We start from the raw sequence: 15,614 nt of genomic DNA, 5'->3' as shown, positions 1-15,614 counted from the left end.
GCATTGACGGAAGTGACGCAAGTGGTAGAGGGGACCATGCCACACCTGGGCGGATCCGGCGAGGGGTGGTCATCGTCACGTCCCGGCGACCGGCACACGGGGTTAGTGTTCGTTCACCTCATGCGAAGGAGCGTCACCGTGTCCCGTCTGTGCCAGACCGAGGGGCTGTCCGAGGACCAGAGCGAGATCCTCAAGGCCGTCCGCACGTTCGTCGACGAGAAGATCCTGCCGGTCGCGACCGAGCTGGAGCACGCCGACGAGTACCCCACCGCGATCGTCGAGGAGCTCAAGGAGCTCGGCGTCTTCGGGCTGATGATCCCTGAGGAGTACGGCGGGCTCGGCGAGTCGCTGCTGACCTACGCGCTCGTCGTCGAGGAGATCGCCCGCGGCTGGATGAGCGTCTCCGGGGTGATCAACACCCACTTCATCGTGGCCTACATGCTGATGCGCCACGGCACGGACGAGCAGAAGCAGCGCTACCTGCCGCGGATGGCCACCGGCGAGGTGCGCGGCTCGTTCTCGATGTCCGAGCCCGGTCTCGGCTCGGACGTGTCGGCCATCGCCACCAAGGCCAAGCGGGCGCAGATGGACGACGGCTCCGACGGCTACGAGATCACCGGCCAGAAGATGTGGCTGACCAACGGTGGCTCCTCCAACCTGGTCGCGGTGCTGGTCAAGACCGACGAGGGCTCCGAGTCGGTCTACCGCAACATGACGACGTTCCTGGTCGAGAAGGAGCCGGGCTTCGGCGAGACCGCCCAGGGCGTCACCATCCCCGGCAAGATCGACAAGATGGGCTACAAGGGCGTCGACACGACCGAGGCCATCTTCGAGGGCCACCGCATCGGCGCCGACCAGGTCCTCGGCGGCACGCCCGGCCAGGGCTTCTACCAGATGATGGACGGGGTCGAGGTCGGCCGTGTCAACGTCGCCGCCCGCGCCTGCGGCGTCGCGAACCGCGCCTTCGAGCTGGGGATCGCCTACTCCCAGCAGCGCGAGACCTTCGGCAAGCCGATCGCCCAGCACCAGGCGATCCTGTTCCGTCTGGCGGAGATGGCGACCAAGGTCGAGACCGCCCACGCGATGATGGTCAAGGCGGCGCGGATCAAGGACAACGGCGAGCGCAACGACGTCGAGGCCGGGATGGCGAAGTACCTCGCCGCCGAGTACTGCCACGAGGTCGTCGAGGCGTCCTTCCGGATCCACGGCGGCTACGGGTACTCCAAGGAGTACGAGATCGAGCGCCTCTACCGCGAGGCGGCGTTCCTGCTGATCGGCGAGGGCACCGCCGACATCCAGAAGATGATCATCGGGCGCAGCCTCCTCAAGGACTACAAGCTCTGAGGTCCTGAGGCTCAGCGGCCACGCGACGGGCGCGGGAGCGCGGCCCGGGCCCGTCGCCGTACGGCGCCCGCGACCCGGCGCAGCCGGGCCGGCGCGGGGACCGGGGTGGGCTCCTGCGACGGCGGCGGGGTGCGGGTGGGCCCGGCGTTCCCGCTGGGCCCGGCGTCCGCAGCGTCCCGCTCGGCCCGGGTGCGGCGACGGAACGAGTACGTGCACAGGTTGGCCAGCGTCGTGATGGCGGCCTGCGCGACGGCGGCCTCCTCGAGCGGGGGCAGGGCCCGGGCGTCGTCGTCGGCGGGGACCAGCGCGTCCAGGTCGCCGTCGACCCGGTAGCCCGCGGCCCGCACCGCGTCGCGCGTGCGCAGCGCCTCCTCGCGCACCCAGTCGAGGTGCTCGGGGGGCAGGGTGATGCGCGCGCTGGCGCCGCGCGGCAGGACCCCCTTGGTCAGGGGACCTCGGACGGCGGGGTGGTACTCCCGCTCGTAGTCGCGTAGTCGGTTGCCCAGGGCCACCCCGACCCGGCGGTAGACCTCGGCCTCCACGTAGCCCCAGGAGGGGTTCACGTCCGCGGCGGGCCAGTCGATCGGCGCGGGGTCGAAGCCCGCGAGCTGCCCGAACGCCCGGTAGAGGGCGTCGGGGTCACCGCCCCGCGCGGACACGACGAGCACCCGGACGCGGTCGGCGCCGATCACGTCGGCCCAGCGCCGCAGGATCGTGGGCGCGTCCTGCCGCCGCCAGAAGTGGGAGGCCTCCGGACCCTCGTGGTCGCGCACGCGCGCGAGGAAGGTCGGGTAGTCCAGGGTGACGCGGTGCTTGAGGAACTGCTGCCACTCCGACGGCACGACCGACGCCAGCGAGCGCAGGGAGAGCACGACGGTCGGACGCAGGCCCGCGTCCTCGACGCACCGCACCAGCGCGCGCACCCGCGGCTCGTCGGCCTCGCACAGGTCCTCGCAGGACACCACCAGCCGCTCGCCCGGCGCGGACCGCAGCCGACGGGTGAGGCGCTCGAGACCGTCGGGGTCCACGTCGTGCACGAAGCCCCGGGCGGTCTCCCAGCCCAGCGGACGCAGCAGCCGTCGGACGTTGGCGCGGCGGTCCGGCAGCGGCAGGCCGACCCCCTGCGCGGCGAGGCCGTCGACCGACGCGGTCAGTCCCGCCTGCAGCGCGGAGGTGCCCGTCTTGCTGGCGCCGACGTGCAGCAGGAGCTCGCGCGGGCGCCCCGGGGACGTGGACGCTGGGGAGTCGGTCACGGGCCGCCACTATGCCAGCCCGGCCGGGCGCGCCGGGCGCCCCGGCCGGGGACGCTCAGTCCTCGAAGTCGAGGGACTGCGTCACCGTGTCGATGTCGTCCTGACGGTCGGCCTCGGGGGTCTCGGTGCTGTGGGAGAAGGTCACGGACCACGCCGTGCCGTCACGCACGGTGAGGAACTGGTCGACCCGGATGCCGACGCCGGACTGCCGCAGGACGCCGGTGGTGCGGCTGGCCTCCTCGCCGTCGAGCTCGGCACGGTCGAGCGTCTCCGCCTGCTGCAGGCCGCCGGCCTCCAGCTCGCGCAGCGTCTGCTGCTCGATCTCGCCGAGGTCGTCGGTCGGCAGCTCGCCGAGCGAGATCACGTTGACGTTGTCGGCGAAGGTGGTGGCCTCGGTGTCGCGCGCGGCGGAGGCGAGCTCGCGGCCGGTGTCGCCACCCACCTGGCCCGCGGCCTGGCCGGCGACCTCCTCGGTGACGTCCTCCCAGCCCTCCGGGACGTCGTAGGTCACGCCTGCCGCCTCGCCGGCGTCCTCGGAGGCGTCCTCCGAGGCGTCGTCGGAGGCGTCGTCGGAGGCGTCGTCGGAGGCGTCGTCGGAGGCGTCGTCGGAGGCCTCCGAGGTCGGGTCGGCCTCCGGCTCGTCGGAGTCCGAGGAGCAGCCGGCGAGCACGAGCGTGCCGCTGACGGCGAGCGCGGCGAGACCGCGGGCGAGGGATCGGGTCGGTCGGGTCGTCGTACGCATGGGGCCAACGTAGGAGGCACGTGGGTGCCACCGCCCCGGCGGGTCGGCCCGCAAACCCGGTCGCGGCCCCGGCGTGCGACTGCGAGGGTGGCGGCACGGCCGGCGAGCGCCGGGCGTCGGCGAGAGGAGCAGTCATGGCCGAGCACACCCCGCACGACACGTCGGGCGACACCGCAGGGGCGTCGGCGGGCACCGACGACATCAAGGCCCGGATGCGGGAGGCGCTGGACCGCAAGAAGGGGGCCTCCCACCCCGACGACTCCGCCGGTCCCCGCGCCAAGGCCCACGGCTCGGAGGTCGTCGGCGGCGGTCCGCACCTGCACCGTCGCAAGGCCGGCGGGGGCGGTTCCTGAGCCTGTCGGAGGGAGGTTCCCGGGACCTGGGCCCCGGCGGTCGGCGGGCTCGGCCATGATGGGCCGAGCCCGCCGCACAGCCCGGGGCGGGTCCCCGCGAGCGCAGGAGGGTCCATGCAGTTCGGCCGCAGCTACGAGGAGTTCGAGGTCGGGGCGGTCTACCGGCACTGGCCCGGCAAGACGGTCACCGAGTTCGACGACCACCTGTTCTGCCTGCTGACGATGAACCACCACCCGCTCCACCTCGACGCGAACTACGCCGAGCAGACCACCCAGTTCGGCCGCAACGTGGTGGTGGGCAACTACGTCTACTCCCTGCTGCTGGGCATGAGCGTCCCGGACGTCTCCGGCAAGGCGATCGCCAACCTCGAGGTGGAGTCGCTGCGCCACGTGGCGCCCACGTTCCACGGCGACACGCTGTACGGCGAGACGAAGGTGCTCGACAAGTGGGAGTCGCGGAGCAAGGACGACCGGGGGGTCGTGCACGTGGAGACCATCGGCTACAACCAGGACGGCACGGTCGTGTGCGTCTTCCGCCGGAAGGTGATGGTGCCGAAGGAGAGCTACCTCGACCAGCGCGGCGGTGAGCAGCCCGGGCGACCGACCCCGCGACCCGACAAGAACTGGCCCGGGCCCGACGGCACCGGCGGCCACGAGGACTGAGGGGCCACCATGGTCGACGAGCTCTGGCTGGTCCGGCACGGCGAGACGGAGTGGAGCGCCGCGGGGCGCCACACCTCGACGACCGACCTCCCCCTGACCGACCGGGGGTCCGAGCAGGCCCGTGTGCTGGCGCCGGTCCTCGCGGGGACGTCGTTCACCCTCGTGGTCACGAGTCCGCGGCGCCGGGCGGTGCAGACCGCCCGGCTGGCGGGCTTCGAGGACACCGCCGCCGACCCCGACGTCGCCGAGTGGGACTACGGCGACTACGAGGGCGTCACCACCCCGACGATCCGCGAGACCGAGCCCGGCTGGACGGTGTGGAGCCACGGCGCCCCGGGCGGGGAGACCGCCGAGGACGTCACCAGGCGGATCGACCGCTTCCTGCGCGGCCTCGAGTCGATCCCGGGCCGGGTGCTGGTGTTCTCCCACGGCCACGCCTCGCGCTGCGTGGCCGCCCGGTGGCTGGACCTGCCGGTCACCGAGGGCGGACGGTTCACCCTCGACACCGCGACCGTCTCGGTGCTCGGGCACGAGCACGGCCGCCGGGCCGTGGCCTGCTGGAACAGCCCGGGCGGCCCCCGGTGAGCCCGACGGTCCCCGAGGGCCTCGGGCCCCCCGGCCCGCTGAGCCCCTCCTGCCCCCGCTGCGCCGGCCCGGCCACCGCCGGGGAGGACCTCCCGGTCGAGCTCGTCGACTGCGCGACCCACGGGCCGGTGCCGCCGCTGTGGCGCCCCGACACCGCGTCGTACGACGCGCTGGTGGCCCAGCTGGCACGCGCGACCGGGCTGCCGACCTACCTGCCCTGGCCGCTGCGGCCGGGCTGGTCGCTGACCGACCTGGGCGTCGTGGGCGCGGAGAGCGACGTGCGCGCCACGATGAGCGGCTGCACCGGGGCCAGCGACCTCGACGGCGCCGTGGACCTGCTGGTGGTCGTCGAGGAGCCCGGCACCGGGCTCGGGGCCGCGCGGGCCGGGCTGCCGCACGACGGCCCCCCGCCGGCCCTCTTCGAGGAGTCCCCGCAGGCCCGGGTCCGCACCGGCGGGCACGACGTCCGCCTGTGGGCGGTGCCGCTGCCCGAGGACCGCTCCGAGGTGGTGGTGCCGGACTCGCCCGGGGCGCTGTTCGACCCGCTGGCCGACGTCGGCCTCGACCGCTCGGTGCTCGTGGGGGAGGTCCGGGGCCGGTGGCTCTGGCTGCTGGTGCGCCCGGCCTCCGCGCTGCTGCTGCTCGGCGGCGACCTCCAGCTGGGTGACGCCGCCGACCTGGGGGCGTCGTTGCTCGAGGTCTCGTTCGCGCACCCGCCGCCGCGCTGGTGACCCCGGCCGCCCCGGTCGTCGGGGTCGGGTGTCGGCGGCGCGTCGTAGGTTGACGGCGTGTCCACCGAGCCGCGGATCGACCTCCACACCCACTCCTCCGTCAGCGACGGCACGCAGACCCCGACCGAGCTCGTGCGGGCCGCCGCCGCGGCCGGCATCGACGTGCTGGGTCTCACCGACCACGACACCGCCCGCGGCTGGGACGAGGCGGGCCGGGCGGCGGCGGAGGCCGGCGTGGCGCTGGTGCGGGGCATGGAGATCTCGACCCGCTACGGCGGCCCCGGCGGCCCCGGCGTCCACCTGCTGGCCTACCTGCTCGACCCCACCCACCCGGGGCTCGACGCCGAGCTCGACCGGGTGCTCGGCGGGCGCGGCGGCCGGGTGCCGGCGATGGTGGAGGCCCTGCGGGGCCTGGGCATCCGGATCACGGTGGCGGACGTCGAGGCGCAGGCGACCGACAGCGTCGCGACCGGTCGGCCCCACGTCGCCGACGCGCTCGTCGCGCTGGGGGTGGTGGGCCACCGGGACCAGGCCTTCGCGGAGTACCTGCAGGAGGGCCGGCCCGCCTACGTCGGTCGTCACGCCGCCGACCTGCGCACCATGGTCGGGCTGGTCGCCGACGCCGGCGGGGTCGCGGTCGTCGCCCACCCCTGGGGCCGCGTCGACCCCGCCCGTCTGGACGGTGCGGCCCTCGCGGGGCTCCGCGACGCCGGGCTGACCGGCCTCGAGGTGGACCACCAGGACCACACCGACGCGCAGCGTCGCGAGCTGCGCGCGATCGCCGCCGACCTCGACCTCGTGGTCACGGGCTCCAGCGACCACCACGGCACCGGCAAGACCGACCACGACCTGGGGTGCCACACCACCGCGCCCGCGGAGCTCGACCGCCTGCTGGGTCGCGCCGCGGCCGCGGCCGCCGCCTCGGGGCGCGCTGTGCCCCCGGGCCCCGGCTCCCGGCCGGTCTGAGCGAGGGTCAGCGGCCCATCGTCTGCAGCCGCTGCAGCACCCGGTCGGGGACGGCGCGGGCGACCCGCGTGAGGGCGCGGTAGCGACGTGTCGGCACGGACAGCGCCCGACCGGCGGCGAGGTCGTCGAGGGAGTCGGCGACGACCCGGTCCACGTCGAGCCACAGCGGCCCGCGTCCGGGGGTGACGCCCATCCGGGTGTGGAACTCGGTGCGCACGAAGCCGGGGCAGGTCACCGAGACCTGCACCCCCCGGGGCCCGTACTCGGCCGCCGCCCAGGTGCTGAAGCGCACCAGCCACGCCTTCGCCGCGCCGTACGTGCCGCGGGGGAGGAAGGCGGCGACGCTCGCCACGTTCAGCACGCGGCCGTGCCCGCGCGCGGTCATCGGGCCGAGCGCGGCGTGGGTGAGTCGCATGGGCGCGGTCACGAGGAGGTCGAGCATCGCCTGCTCCTGCTCGACGTCGTGGTCGAGGAAGCGGCCCTTGAGCCCGGAGCCCGCGTTGTTGACGAGCACCTCGACCGGGCGGTCCGGCTCGGCCAGCCGTCGTTCGACGGCGGCGAGCTCGACGGGGTCGCTGAGGTCGGCGGGCAGCTCCTCGACGTCCACGCCGTGGGTGCGGCGCAGCTCGCCCGCGACCGCCGCCAGGCGCGTGCGGTCGCGGGCGACCAGCACGAGGTCGTGTCCGCGCCCGGCGAGGTGGCGGGCGTAGGCGAGGCCCAGCCCGGCGGTGGGGCCGGTGACGAGGGCGGTACCGGCGTGGCGGACCGGCGGGGCGGGCGTGGAGGGGGCGGCGGCGTCCGAGACCATCGGGCCAGCCTCGCCGGGGGTGGGGCGGCGGCACAAGTGTGCGCGGACGGTCGGGTCCCGGCGGCCAAGGTGTCGGGCATGATGGGCGCTGATGACCACGTGCCTCGCGATCGCCAACCAGAAGGGTGGCGTCGCCAAGACCACCTCCGTCGCGTCGCTGGGCGCCGCGCTCGCCGAGCTGGGGCACTCCGTGCTGCTGGTCGACCTGGACCCGCAGGCGTGCCTGACCTTCTCGCTCGGCATCGACCCGGAGGACGTCGAGGTCTCGGTCCACCACGTGCTGACCCAGGGGGTCGACCCCGGCGGGGTCGTCGTCGACACCGAGGACGGCGTCGCGCTGCTGCCCGCGACGATCGAGCTCGCCCGTGCGGAGGCGGACCTGCTGACCCGCACCGGGCGCGAGCACGTGCTCCGCGGGGTGCTCGAGCAGCTGGCGGAGGGCGACCGCCACTACGACTGGGTGCTGCTGGACTGCCCGCCGTCGCTCGGCGTGCTCACGGTCGCGGCGCTGACCGCCGCCGATGGGGTGGTCGTGCCGCTGCAGTGCGAGACGCTGTCGCACCGCGGGGTGGGGCAGCTGCTCGACACCGTCCACGACGTCCGCCGGTTCACGAACCGCTCCCTCGAGGTGTGGGGCGTGCTCCCGACGCTGTACGACGGCCGCACGAACCACGCCCGCACCGTGCTCGAGACCATCTCCGAGACCTACGACCTCGACGTGCTCGAGCCGCCGATCCCCAAGACCATCAAGTTCGCGGAGGCCCCGGCCGCCGGCCGGTCGATCCTCGCCACGGCCCGTCGTACGAAGGGGGCGGAGGCGTACCGCGCCGTCGCCCAGTCCCTCGTGGCCCGCGCCGCCCGCTGACCGCCGTCCAGCCGGGTCGGGGTGAGCTGCAGCCGGGTCGGCGCGAGTTCCCGGTGACGTCGTGCCGGGTCGGCGCCAGTTCCAGGTGACGTCCTGCCGGGTCGGCGTCAACTTCGCCGGCCCATGGTCGAGTCGGCGCCAGTTCCCGGGATGTCGTGCCGGGTCGGCGCACGTTCCGGGGAGGTTCTGCCGGGTCGGCGTCAACTTCGCTGGCTGTGGCCGAGTCGGCGCGAGTTCCCGGTGATCTGGAGCCGGATCGGCACACGTTCCGGTGAGGTTCTGCCGGGTCGGCGTCAACTTCGCCGGCCCGTGGTCGAGTCGGCGCGAGTTCCCGGGACGTCGTGCCGAGTCGGCGTACCTTCCGGTGATGTCCTGCCGGGGCGGCGGGGGTGGGCCGGGAGGTCGTGCCGGGTCGGGTCAGAGGGCGCGCATGCCGGTGGCCGGCACGAACGAGGTGCCCTGGAGGACCGGGACGCTGGTGCTGCTGTCGTGCTCGGCGGCGAGACGGACGTCGTCGGTCCAGCCGGCCCCGGCAAGCTCGCGGCCGCTGTCCGTCGCCAGAAGCGCCCCCGCGAGGTCCGCTCCGCTGCGAGGGCGCACGTCGCGCCACGCGGCAGCCGCGGCGCGGGCGCCCGGGGAGCAGGGCAGGTCGGGCAGGACCCGCAGGACGGCCTCGAGCACGGCGCCGGCGCCCCAGAGGTCCTCGACCGCTGGCCGCAGCGAGTCGTCGGCCGCCCAGCGCTCGCCGGCGGCGACGAGCAGCAGGTCGTGACCACCCTCGGCGACGAGGTCGGCGACGTGGTCGGCCACCGCCGTGGCGTTGCGCAGCGAGCCCGCCACCACCGTGGCGCCCGCCTCGGCGAGCGCGAGCGCGACCGTGGCGCCGTTGGGGGAGGGGAGCACGAGACGTCGCAGGTCGACCGGGGCGTCGCGGACCGACACCGGCGACAGGCTGGGCCCGCCGTCACGACGTGACTCCGACCGTCCGACGGCGAGGTGTGCCGCGTGCTCGTCGGCGTACGACGCGGCCCCGGCGGGGTCCCGCCAGCGCCAGGGGAGCACGGCCACCCCACGGTCGGCGGCGACGCCGACCGTGGTGGTGAAGCTCAGGACGTCGACCACGACGGCCGCGACCGGCGCGGGTCCGCCCGCGAGGGCGACCGCGCCGGCCGGGCCCCACGCGAGGCGGGCTCCGCCCGCCGGGTCGTACGACGGGGGCGTCACGTCGACGTGCCGCCGACCGGTCAGTCGGTCCCGGCGCCGGCGGCGGGCGCCGACTGGCCGTCGGTGCCGACGGACTCGCCCGCACCGCCGCCCGAGCGGCGACGGCGGCGACGGCGGTTGCGGCTGGGGCGCTCGGCGCCGTCCGCGACCGGGCCGGACCCGTCGCTCGACTCGGTCGCCGGTCCGGTGGTGGGCGCCGCGGTGGCCTCGGCGGAGCCGTCCTCGCGGGTGCGGGTCCGGTTGCGGTTGCGGCTGCGCGCGGGGCGGTCCCCGTCCCGTCCCGCCTCGCGGCCACCCTCACGACCGCCGGAGCGGCCCCCGGAGCGGCCCCCGTCACGACCACCGTCACGGCCACCGTCACGGCGGGGGGCGGCCTCGCGCGGCGCGGGCGGCACGATCCGACCGGTGGTGCCCTCGGGGATGCCGAGGTCGGTGTAGAGGTTCGGCGAGGTCGAGTAGGTCTCGGGCGGCTGCGGGAACGGCAGCTCGAGGGCGTTGTTGATCATCGTCCAGCGGTGGAGGTCCGACCAGTCGACGAAGGTCAGCGCGACGCCGGAGGCCCCGGCGCGACCGGTGCGGCCGATGCGGTGGAGGTAGGTCTTCTCCTCCTCCGGGCAGGTGTAGTTGATGACGTGCGAGACGCCGGCGACGTCGATGCCGCGCGCGGCGACGTCGGTGGCGACGAGCACCTTGACCTTGTCCTCGCGGAATCGCGCCATCGCCTTCTCGCGCGCGGTCTGCTGGAGGTCGCCGTGCAGGGGAGCGGCGGAGAAGCCGCGCTCGGCGAGGTCGTCGGCCACCCGCTGCGCCTGGCGCTTGGTGCGGGTGAAGACGATCGTCTTCTCGCAGTCCGGCGCCTGGAGCACACGGGCGATGATCTCGGGCTTGTCGAGGTCGTGGGCCTGGTAGACGAACTGCGTCGTCAGCGGCACGGTCTGCGTGTCGGTCGACGACTCCGCGCGGATGTTCATCGGGCGGCGCATGTGACGACGCGCGAGACCGACGATGGCGCTGGGCATCGTCGCCGAGAACAGCATCGTCTGCCGCTTCTCGGGCGTCTTGGCGATGAGCCGCTCGACGTCGGGCAGGAACCCGAGGTCCAGCATCTCGTCGGCCTCGTCGAGCACGAGGCCGTGCACGTGGGACAGGTCGAGCGCGCGACGGTCGGCCAGGTCCAGCAGCCGGCCCGGGGTGCCGACGACGACGTCGACCCCGGTCTCGAGCGCGTCGAGCTGGGTGTCGTAGCCGACACCGCCGTAGACGGTCAGCACCCGCAGGCCGAGGTCCGCGCCGGCGAGGTGGAGGTCGCTGGAGACCTGGAGCGCGAGCTCGCGGGTGGGAGCGACCACGAGGGCCTGCGGCTTGCCGGTGGGGCGGTCCGCGTAGGCCGGGTCGTCCGGGGCGGTGCTGCGCTGCAGCAGCGGGATGCCGAAGGCGAGGGTCTTGCCGGTGCCGGTGCGGGCCTGACCGATCAGGTCGGTGCCGGCCAGCGCGACCGACAGCGTCATCTCCTGGATCGGGAAGGGGTGGACGATCCCCTTGCGCTCCAGCGCGTCGCAGATCCCGGGGTGCACCCCGAGCTCGCGGAAGGAGTGGGTCGGCGCGTCGGGCGTGGCCACGACGGTCTCGGCGACGGTGTCCTCGAGGGACAGCTCGCCGTCGGCGCTCGTGTCGGCGATGGTCTTCTCGGTGGTCTTCTCGGTGGTCAGGGGTCTGTCGCTTTCGTCAGCAGTTCTGTACGGCGGGCGCCGAGAACCGCTCGCGGACCCACCGCGCACATCCACACGCCGGGGACGTCGGGCCTCCGCCGTGCCGTCGCAGCCTCGCCGGGAACGCCCGGACCACGCTGGGTGGTGCCGGCGGACCGGCGGCTGCGCGGGTCCGTGCGGGGCGGCCGGGGTGGGTCGCACGCCGCGCGGACGTGGTCCAGCGTATCTGTAGGGTGCGCGCATGACCGCACCAACGCCGGACGAGGCCGCGTCCCCGACCCCGGCGGCGGTGCTGTCGGTGAGCGACGAGGCCCTGGCCGACGACGGTTACCGGGCCGCGGTCGTCGACCTCGTCGCAGCGGTCGCCTACGGCGAGATCTCGGCGTTCGAGCGGCTCGCGGAGGACGCCAAGCTCGCGCCGACGCTGGCCGACAAGGTCGAGCTCGGGTCGATGGCCGCGGCGCAGCTGGGGCACGTCACCGAGCTCCGCGAGCGGCTCCACGCGCTCGGCGTCGACCCCTTCGAGGCGATGGAGCCGTTCCGCGAGCCGATCGAGTCGTTCCACCGCCACACGGCCCCCTCCGACTGGTGGGAGGGCCTGGTGAAGGCCTACGTCGGCGACGGGCTCGCCGCCGACTTCTACCTCGAGATCGCGGGCTTCCTCGACGAGTCCACGGGCGACCTGATCACCCGGACGCTGACCGACGTGCGGCACTCCGAGTTCGTGGTCGGCCGGGTGCGCGCCGCCATCGAGGCCGACCCGCCGCTCGGCGGACGGCTCGCGCTGTGGGGCCGCCGGCTGATGGGGGAGGCCCTGTCGCAGGCCCAGCGCGTCGCCGCGGACCGCGAGGCCCTGATCGCGCTCGTCGCGGGCGGTGTCGACCGGCCCGGCCTCGACCTCGCCGAGGTGGGCCGGGTCTTCACCCGCCTCACGGAGCGCCACAACGAGCGGATGGGCCGGCTCGGCCTCGCCTTCTGAGACCGAGCACGGCCCGGCGGCCGGCGGGGAGCCGACCGACGACCCCGGGTGACTAGGAGCGGAAGCCGACCGTCCCGGTGGTCGCGGCGCCGATCTCGACGTACGCGAGGTGCGCGGTCGGGACGATGACGGTGCGGCCCTTGCTGTCGGCCAGCGTCAGGGTGCCGCCGTTGCCGACGGCCTCCGCGACCTGATTGCTGAGCTCCTCGGCGGACAGGGTGCTGTCCAGCGTGATCTCGCGGGGGGCGTTGCGGATGCCGATCTTGACGTCCATGAGGTCCTCTCGGGTCGGGGTGCTGCGGGGTGGAGCGGGGCGGGCCGCGCCGGAGCGCGGACGGCGGTCGGGCTGCGGTGTCACTCGGTGTCGTGGCGGGGGTAGCCCCGGATGCCGCGCCAGGCCAGGCCCGAGACCAGCGCCGCCGCGGTGCCGCGGTCGATGTCGCTGTCCTCGGCCAGCCAGAACCGCGCGCTGACCTGCGCCATTCCGACGAGCGAGACCGCCAGCAGCCGCGACTCGGCGTGCGGCAGGTCGGTGTCGTCGTGGATCACGGCGGCGATCATGTCGGCGCACTCCGTGGTGACGCGGTCGACCTGCGCGCGCACGGCGGGCTCGCTGGTCAGGTCGGACTCGAACACGAGGCGGAAGGCGCCCGCGTCGTCGGCGACGTAGGAGTAGAAGACGCCCATCGCGGCCTCGACGCGCAGCCGGTTGTCCTGGGTGGCCTCGAGCGCGACGCGGCAGTTCTCGATCACCGCGTCGGCGGAGCTGTCGAGCAGCGCGAGGTAGAGGTCGAGCTTGCCGGGGAAGTGCTGGTAGAGCACCGGCTTGGAGACCCCGGCCCGCTCGGCGATGTCGTCCATCGCGGCGGCGTGGTAGCCCTGGGCGACGAACACGCCCAGGGCGGACTCGAGCAGCTGCTCGCGCCGCTCGCGTCGCGGCATGCGTACGCCGCGCCCGCTCGGCTCGGGCGTGGCGTCGGCTCGGTGCTGGCCTGCGGTCACCCGGCGAACCCTACCGGCGGGTCTCACCGCCACCGACCGGCGCCGCGGCGGCGGAACAACCCTGGGACCATCGTCGTTCTCGACTGCACAGCACCGCGCCGCCGGATCGCTGCACCCGCACCGACCGCGGCCCGATCGACCGCCACACCCAAGGGAGTACGACGTGAGCTACCCGCCGCTCGTGGAGCCGGCCTCCGAGCTGACCATCGACGAGGTCCGCCGCTACAGCCGCCACCTGATCATCCCCGACGTCGGGATGAGCGGGCAGAAGCGGCTCAAGAACGCGAAGGTCCTGGTCATCGGCGCCGGCGGCCTCGGCAGCCCCGCCCTGCTCTACCTCGCCGCCGCCGGCGTGGGCACCCTCGGGATCGTCGAGTTCGACGAGGTCGACGAGTCCAACCTGCAGCGCCAGATCATCCACGGCCAGTCCGACGTCGGCCGCCCGAAGGCGGAGTCCGCGAAGGAGTCGATCGCCGAGGCCAACCCCCTCGTGGACGTCGTCGTCCACGCCGAGCGCCTCGACAACGACAACGTCTACGAGATCTTCGACGGCTACGACCTGATCGTCGACGGCACCGACAACTTCGCGACCCGCTACCTGGTCAACGACGCGGCCTTCTTCAAGAAGATCCCCTACGTGTGGGGCTCGATCTACCGCTTCGACGGCCAGGCGTCGGTCTTCGCGCCCTCGATGGACGACGACGCGCCCTGCTACCGCTGCCTCTACCCCGAGCCCCCGCCGCCCGGGATGGTCCCCTCGTGCGCCGAGGGCGGCGTGCTCGGCGTGCTGTGCGCGTCGATCGGCTCGATCCAGGTCAACGAGGCCATCAAGGTGCTCACCGGCATCGGTGACCCGCTGGTGGGCAAGCTGATGATCTACGACGCCCTCGAGATGGAGTACCGCAAGCTGAAGGTCCGCAAGGACCCCAACTGCGCGCTGTGCGGCGAGAACCCGACCGTCACCGGGCTCATCGACTACGAGGACTTCTGCGGCGCGGTGTCCGACGAGGCCGCCGAGGCCGCCGCCGGGTCCACCATCTCGGTGACCACCCTCGAGCACATGCTCAAGGAGCGCGAGGAGGGCACGCGCGACTTCCTGCTCGTCGACGTCCGCGAGCCCAACGAGGCCGAGATCAACGCGATCCCGGGCGCCGTCCTGATCCCGAAGGGCGACTTCCTCAACGGCTCCGCGCTGGAGAAGCTGCCCAGCGACAAGCAGGTCGTCATGCACTGCAAGACGGGCGTGCGCTCCGCGGAGACCCTCGCCATCGTCAAGGGCGCCGGCTACGCCGACGCCGTGCACGTCGGTGGCGGCGTCGCGGCCTGGGTCAACCAGATCGACCCCAGCCAGCCGTCGTACTGAGGCCGCGGCGCGAGCCGCCGCTCGCCGCCACGACCCGGCGCTCCCGGACCGGCTCCTCCTACCAGGAGGGGCCGGTCCGGTCTTTTCCGGGGTTCGGCGGACCGCGCAGGACGCGCGACCTACGCTCGGAGCAGGAGCCGTACCGGGCGGTTCCCCCACCCCCCAGGGAGCCCCCGTGCGCGTCTCGCGTGCCCTCCGAGCGGGCCTCACGGCCTCGCTCGCCGTCGCCCTGTCCACCCTGGCCGGCGCCCCCGCGCCGGCCGCCGGACCCGCGAACCCCACCACCGCCCCCCTCGCCGCCCCCCTCGCGGCCTCCGTCGACGCGACGGCCCCGACCCCCGCCGCGGCCCCGCGGGCCGAGGCCGCGGGTGCCCTGCGGGTCTCCCCGCGCGTCTTCGTGGGCGGGCAGGCGCTGACGTTCGCCGGCCGGCTGCCCGGCCGAGGCGTACGCCGGGTCGTGCTGCAGCGCAACGGCAACCGGCCCGGCGACAGCTGGAACCGCGTCGACGGCAGCGGCGCCCGCACCCGGCGCGACGGCTCGTTCTCGTTCACCCACCCGGCACCCGCGATGTTCGGGATCAGCTACCGCGTCGTCTCCGGCGGCACCGCCACGCGCGGGGTGAAGCTGACGGCCCGGAGCCAGGACCTCACGCTCGCCGTCGCCGGCACGTCCTCGCCGACCCGCGCGCCCGCCGGCGAGCCGTTCCGGCTCGTCGTCGACACCACCCCGACGCTGCAGCGTCGTCCCGACGCCCGGGGCCTGCCGGTGTTCGCGGGCCGCGACCTCACGCTCCAGGAGCGCGGGCCCGGCCCGGCCCACGCCTGGACCACCGTCGCGCGGAGCACCGTCGGCCCGAAGGGCCTGGGCTACTTCGGTGGCCTGCGCCGCCCCGCCGGCCAGAGCGTCTTCCGGGTCCGCCAGGAAGCCGTCACGTCCGGCGCGAACGCGATCGGCTGGTACCCGTCGTTCCCGACCGCGATCACCGTCGGCGGGAGCGCCCGCCCGGCGCAGGCGCCCGCGGGCCGC

General features: G+C 74.7%; 16 protein-coding genes and 1 pseudogene. 10 read left to right on the top strand and 7 right to left on the bottom strand.

Going from position 1 to position 15,614, the window contains the following annotated elements; translation table 11 throughout:
• Window positions 1-138 precede the first annotated feature (138 nt).
• A complete protein-coding gene (locus ABD158_RS14490; RefSeq protein ID WP_344008253.1) occupies window positions 139-1,344 on the top strand; it encodes an acyl-CoA dehydrogenase family protein in 1,206 nt (401 codons plus the stop codon).
• An 11-nt stretch (window positions 1,345-1,355) separates the two neighbouring features.
• On the opposite strand, the gene ABD158_RS14485 is transcribed toward ABD158_RS14490, so the two are convergent.
• Window positions 1,356-2,597, bottom strand: coding sequence for a hypothetical protein (locus ABD158_RS14485; protein WP_344008251.1), 1,242 nt, complete (start codon window positions 2,595-2,597; stop codon window positions 1,356-1,358).
• A gap of 55 nt (window positions 2,598-2,652) precedes the next feature.
• On the bottom strand, window positions 2,653-3,339 hold the full coding sequence (locus ABD158_RS14480; RefSeq protein WP_344008250.1) for a hypothetical protein: 687 nt from the start codon (window positions 3,337-3,339) through the stop codon (window positions 2,653-2,655).
• A gap of 134 nt (window positions 3,340-3,473) precedes the next feature.
• On the opposite strand from ABD158_RS14480, the gene ABD158_RS14475 reads away from it, so the two are divergent.
• From ABD158_RS14475 to ABD158_RS14455, 5 genes are all read left to right on the top strand, one after another.
• Complete coding sequence (locus ABD158_RS14475) at window positions 3,474-3,692, top strand: DUF5302 domain-containing protein (RefSeq protein WP_344008249.1); 219 nt, start codon at window positions 3,474-3,476, stop codon at window positions 3,690-3,692.
• Window positions 3,693-3,806: 114 nt separating this feature from the next.
• On the top strand, window positions 3,807-4,355 hold the full coding sequence (locus ABD158_RS14470) for a MaoC family dehydratase (protein WP_344008248.1): 549 nt from the start codon (window positions 3,807-3,809) through the stop codon (window positions 4,353-4,355).
• A 9-nt stretch (window positions 4,356-4,364) separates the two neighbouring features.
• Entirely contained in the window at window positions 4,365-4,940 is a 576-nt protein-coding gene (locus tag ABD158_RS14465) for a histidine phosphatase family protein (protein WP_344008247.1), read from the top strand.
• Window positions 4,937-5,671 carry a DUF6758 family protein gene (locus ABD158_RS14460; protein ID WP_344008246.1) on the top strand — a complete coding sequence of 245 codons (735 nt, stop codon included), beginning with the start codon at window positions 4,937-4,939 and terminating at the stop codon, window positions 5,669-5,671. Before ABD158_RS14465 ends, ABD158_RS14460 begins: the two co-directional genes overlap by 4 nt.
• A 57-nt stretch (window positions 5,672-5,728) precedes the next feature.
• Window positions 5,729-6,637: a PHP domain-containing protein gene (locus tag ABD158_RS14455; protein ID WP_344008245.1), complete on the top strand. Its 909-nt coding sequence runs from the start codon at window positions 5,729-5,731 to the stop codon at window positions 6,635-6,637.
• A gap of 7 nt (window positions 6,638-6,644) precedes the next feature.
• On the opposite strand, the gene ABD158_RS14450 is transcribed toward ABD158_RS14455, so the two are convergent.
• Entirely contained in the window at window positions 6,645-7,445 is an 801-nt protein-coding gene (locus ABD158_RS14450) for an SDR family NAD(P)-dependent oxidoreductase (RefSeq protein ID WP_344008244.1), read from the bottom strand.
• 91 nt (window positions 7,446-7,536) lie between these two features.
• On the opposite strand from ABD158_RS14450, the gene ABD158_RS14445 reads away from it, so the two are divergent.
• On the top strand, window positions 7,537-8,310 hold the full coding sequence (locus ABD158_RS14445; RefSeq protein WP_344008243.1) for a ParA family protein: 774 nt from the start codon (window positions 7,537-7,539) through the stop codon (window positions 8,308-8,310).
• Window positions 8,311-8,727: 417 nt separating this feature from the next.
• Here the strand turns inward: ABD158_RS14445 and ABD158_RS14440 are convergent, their stop codons facing one another.
• A complete protein-coding gene (locus ABD158_RS14440; protein ID WP_344008242.1) occupies window positions 8,728-9,534 on the bottom strand; it encodes a 2-phosphosulfolactate phosphatase in 807 nt (268 codons plus the stop codon).
• A gap of 20 nt (window positions 9,535-9,554) precedes the next feature.
• On the bottom strand, window positions 9,555-11,186 hold the full coding sequence (locus ABD158_RS14435) for a DEAD/DEAH box helicase (RefSeq protein ID WP_425573218.1): 1,632 nt from the start codon (window positions 11,184-11,186) through the stop codon (window positions 9,555-9,557).
• Between the two features lie 298 nt (window positions 11,187-11,484).
• On the opposite strand from ABD158_RS14435, the gene ABD158_RS14430 reads away from it, so the two are divergent.
• Window positions 11,485-12,222, top strand: a complete 738-nt coding sequence (locus tag ABD158_RS14430) for a ferritin-like fold-containing protein (protein ID WP_344008241.1) — start codon at window positions 11,485-11,487, stop codon at window positions 12,220-12,222.
• 52 nt (window positions 12,223-12,274) lie between these two features.
• On the opposite strand, the gene ABD158_RS14425 is transcribed toward ABD158_RS14430, so the two are convergent.
• Together ABD158_RS14425 and ABD158_RS14420 are read right to left on the bottom strand one after the other, a co-directional pair.
• Window positions 12,275-12,496, bottom strand: a complete 222-nt coding sequence (locus ABD158_RS14425) for a DUF3107 domain-containing protein (protein WP_344008240.1) — start codon at window positions 12,494-12,496, stop codon at window positions 12,275-12,277.
• Window positions 12,497-12,576: 80 nt separating this feature from the next.
• A complete protein-coding gene (locus ABD158_RS14420; RefSeq protein WP_344008238.1) occupies window positions 12,577-13,224 on the bottom strand; it encodes a TetR/AcrR family transcriptional regulator in 648 nt (215 codons plus the stop codon).
• A 163-nt stretch (window positions 13,225-13,387) separates the two neighbouring features.
• Here ABD158_RS14420 and moeZ point away from each other — a divergent pair, with 163 nt between their 5' ends.
• Together moeZ and ABD158_RS14410 are read left to right on the top strand one after the other, a co-directional pair.
• On the top strand, window positions 13,388-14,587 hold the full coding sequence (gene moeZ / locus ABD158_RS14415) for an adenylyltransferase/sulfurtransferase MoeZ (RefSeq protein WP_344008237.1): 1,200 nt from the start codon (window positions 13,388-13,390) through the stop codon (window positions 14,585-14,587).
• A 175-nt stretch (window positions 14,588-14,762) separates the two neighbouring features.
• Window positions 14,763-15,614: pseudogene (locus ABD158_RS14410) on the top strand (hypothetical protein); the annotation flags it as partial.

The organism is Nocardioides lentus (assembly GCF_039529515.1).
GTDB lineage: Bacteria > Actinomycetota > Actinomycetes > Propionibacteriales > Nocardioidaceae > Nocardioides > Nocardioides lentus.
The sequence above is the reverse complement of the archived record's forward strand: the minus strand, read 5'-3'. Positions and strand labels throughout refer to the sequence as shown.

Excerpts from the sequence above, each read along its gene's own strand:
- ABD158_RS14480 (WP_344008250.1), bottom strand. The coding sequence starts at position 3,339 with ATGCGTACGACGACCCGACCGACCCGATCCCTCGCCCGCGGTCTCGCC.
- ABD158_RS14475 (WP_344008249.1), top strand. The coding sequence starts at position 3,474 with ATGGCCGAGCACACCCCGCACGACACGTCGGGCGACACCGCAGGGGCG.
- ABD158_RS14470 (WP_344008248.1), top strand. The coding sequence starts at position 3,807 with ATGCAGTTCGGCCGCAGCTACGAGGAGTTCGAGGTCGGGGCGGTCTAC.
- ABD158_RS14465 (WP_344008247.1), top strand. The coding sequence starts at position 4,365 with ATGGTCGACGAGCTCTGGCTGGTCCGGCACGGCGAGACGGAGTGGAGC.
- ABD158_RS14450 (WP_344008244.1), bottom strand. The coding sequence starts at position 7,445 with ATGGTCTCGGACGCCGCCGCCCCCTCCACGCCCGCCCCGCCGGTCCGC.
- ABD158_RS14445 (WP_344008243.1), top strand. The coding sequence starts at position 7,537 with ATGACCACGTGCCTCGCGATCGCCAACCAGAAGGGTGGCGTCGCCAAG.
- ABD158_RS14430 (WP_344008241.1), top strand. The coding sequence starts at position 11,485 with ATGACCGCACCAACGCCGGACGAGGCCGCGTCCCCGACCCCGGCGGCG.
- ABD158_RS14425 (WP_344008240.1), bottom strand. The coding sequence starts at position 12,496 with ATGGACGTCAAGATCGGCATCCGCAACGCCCCCCGCGAGATCACGCTG.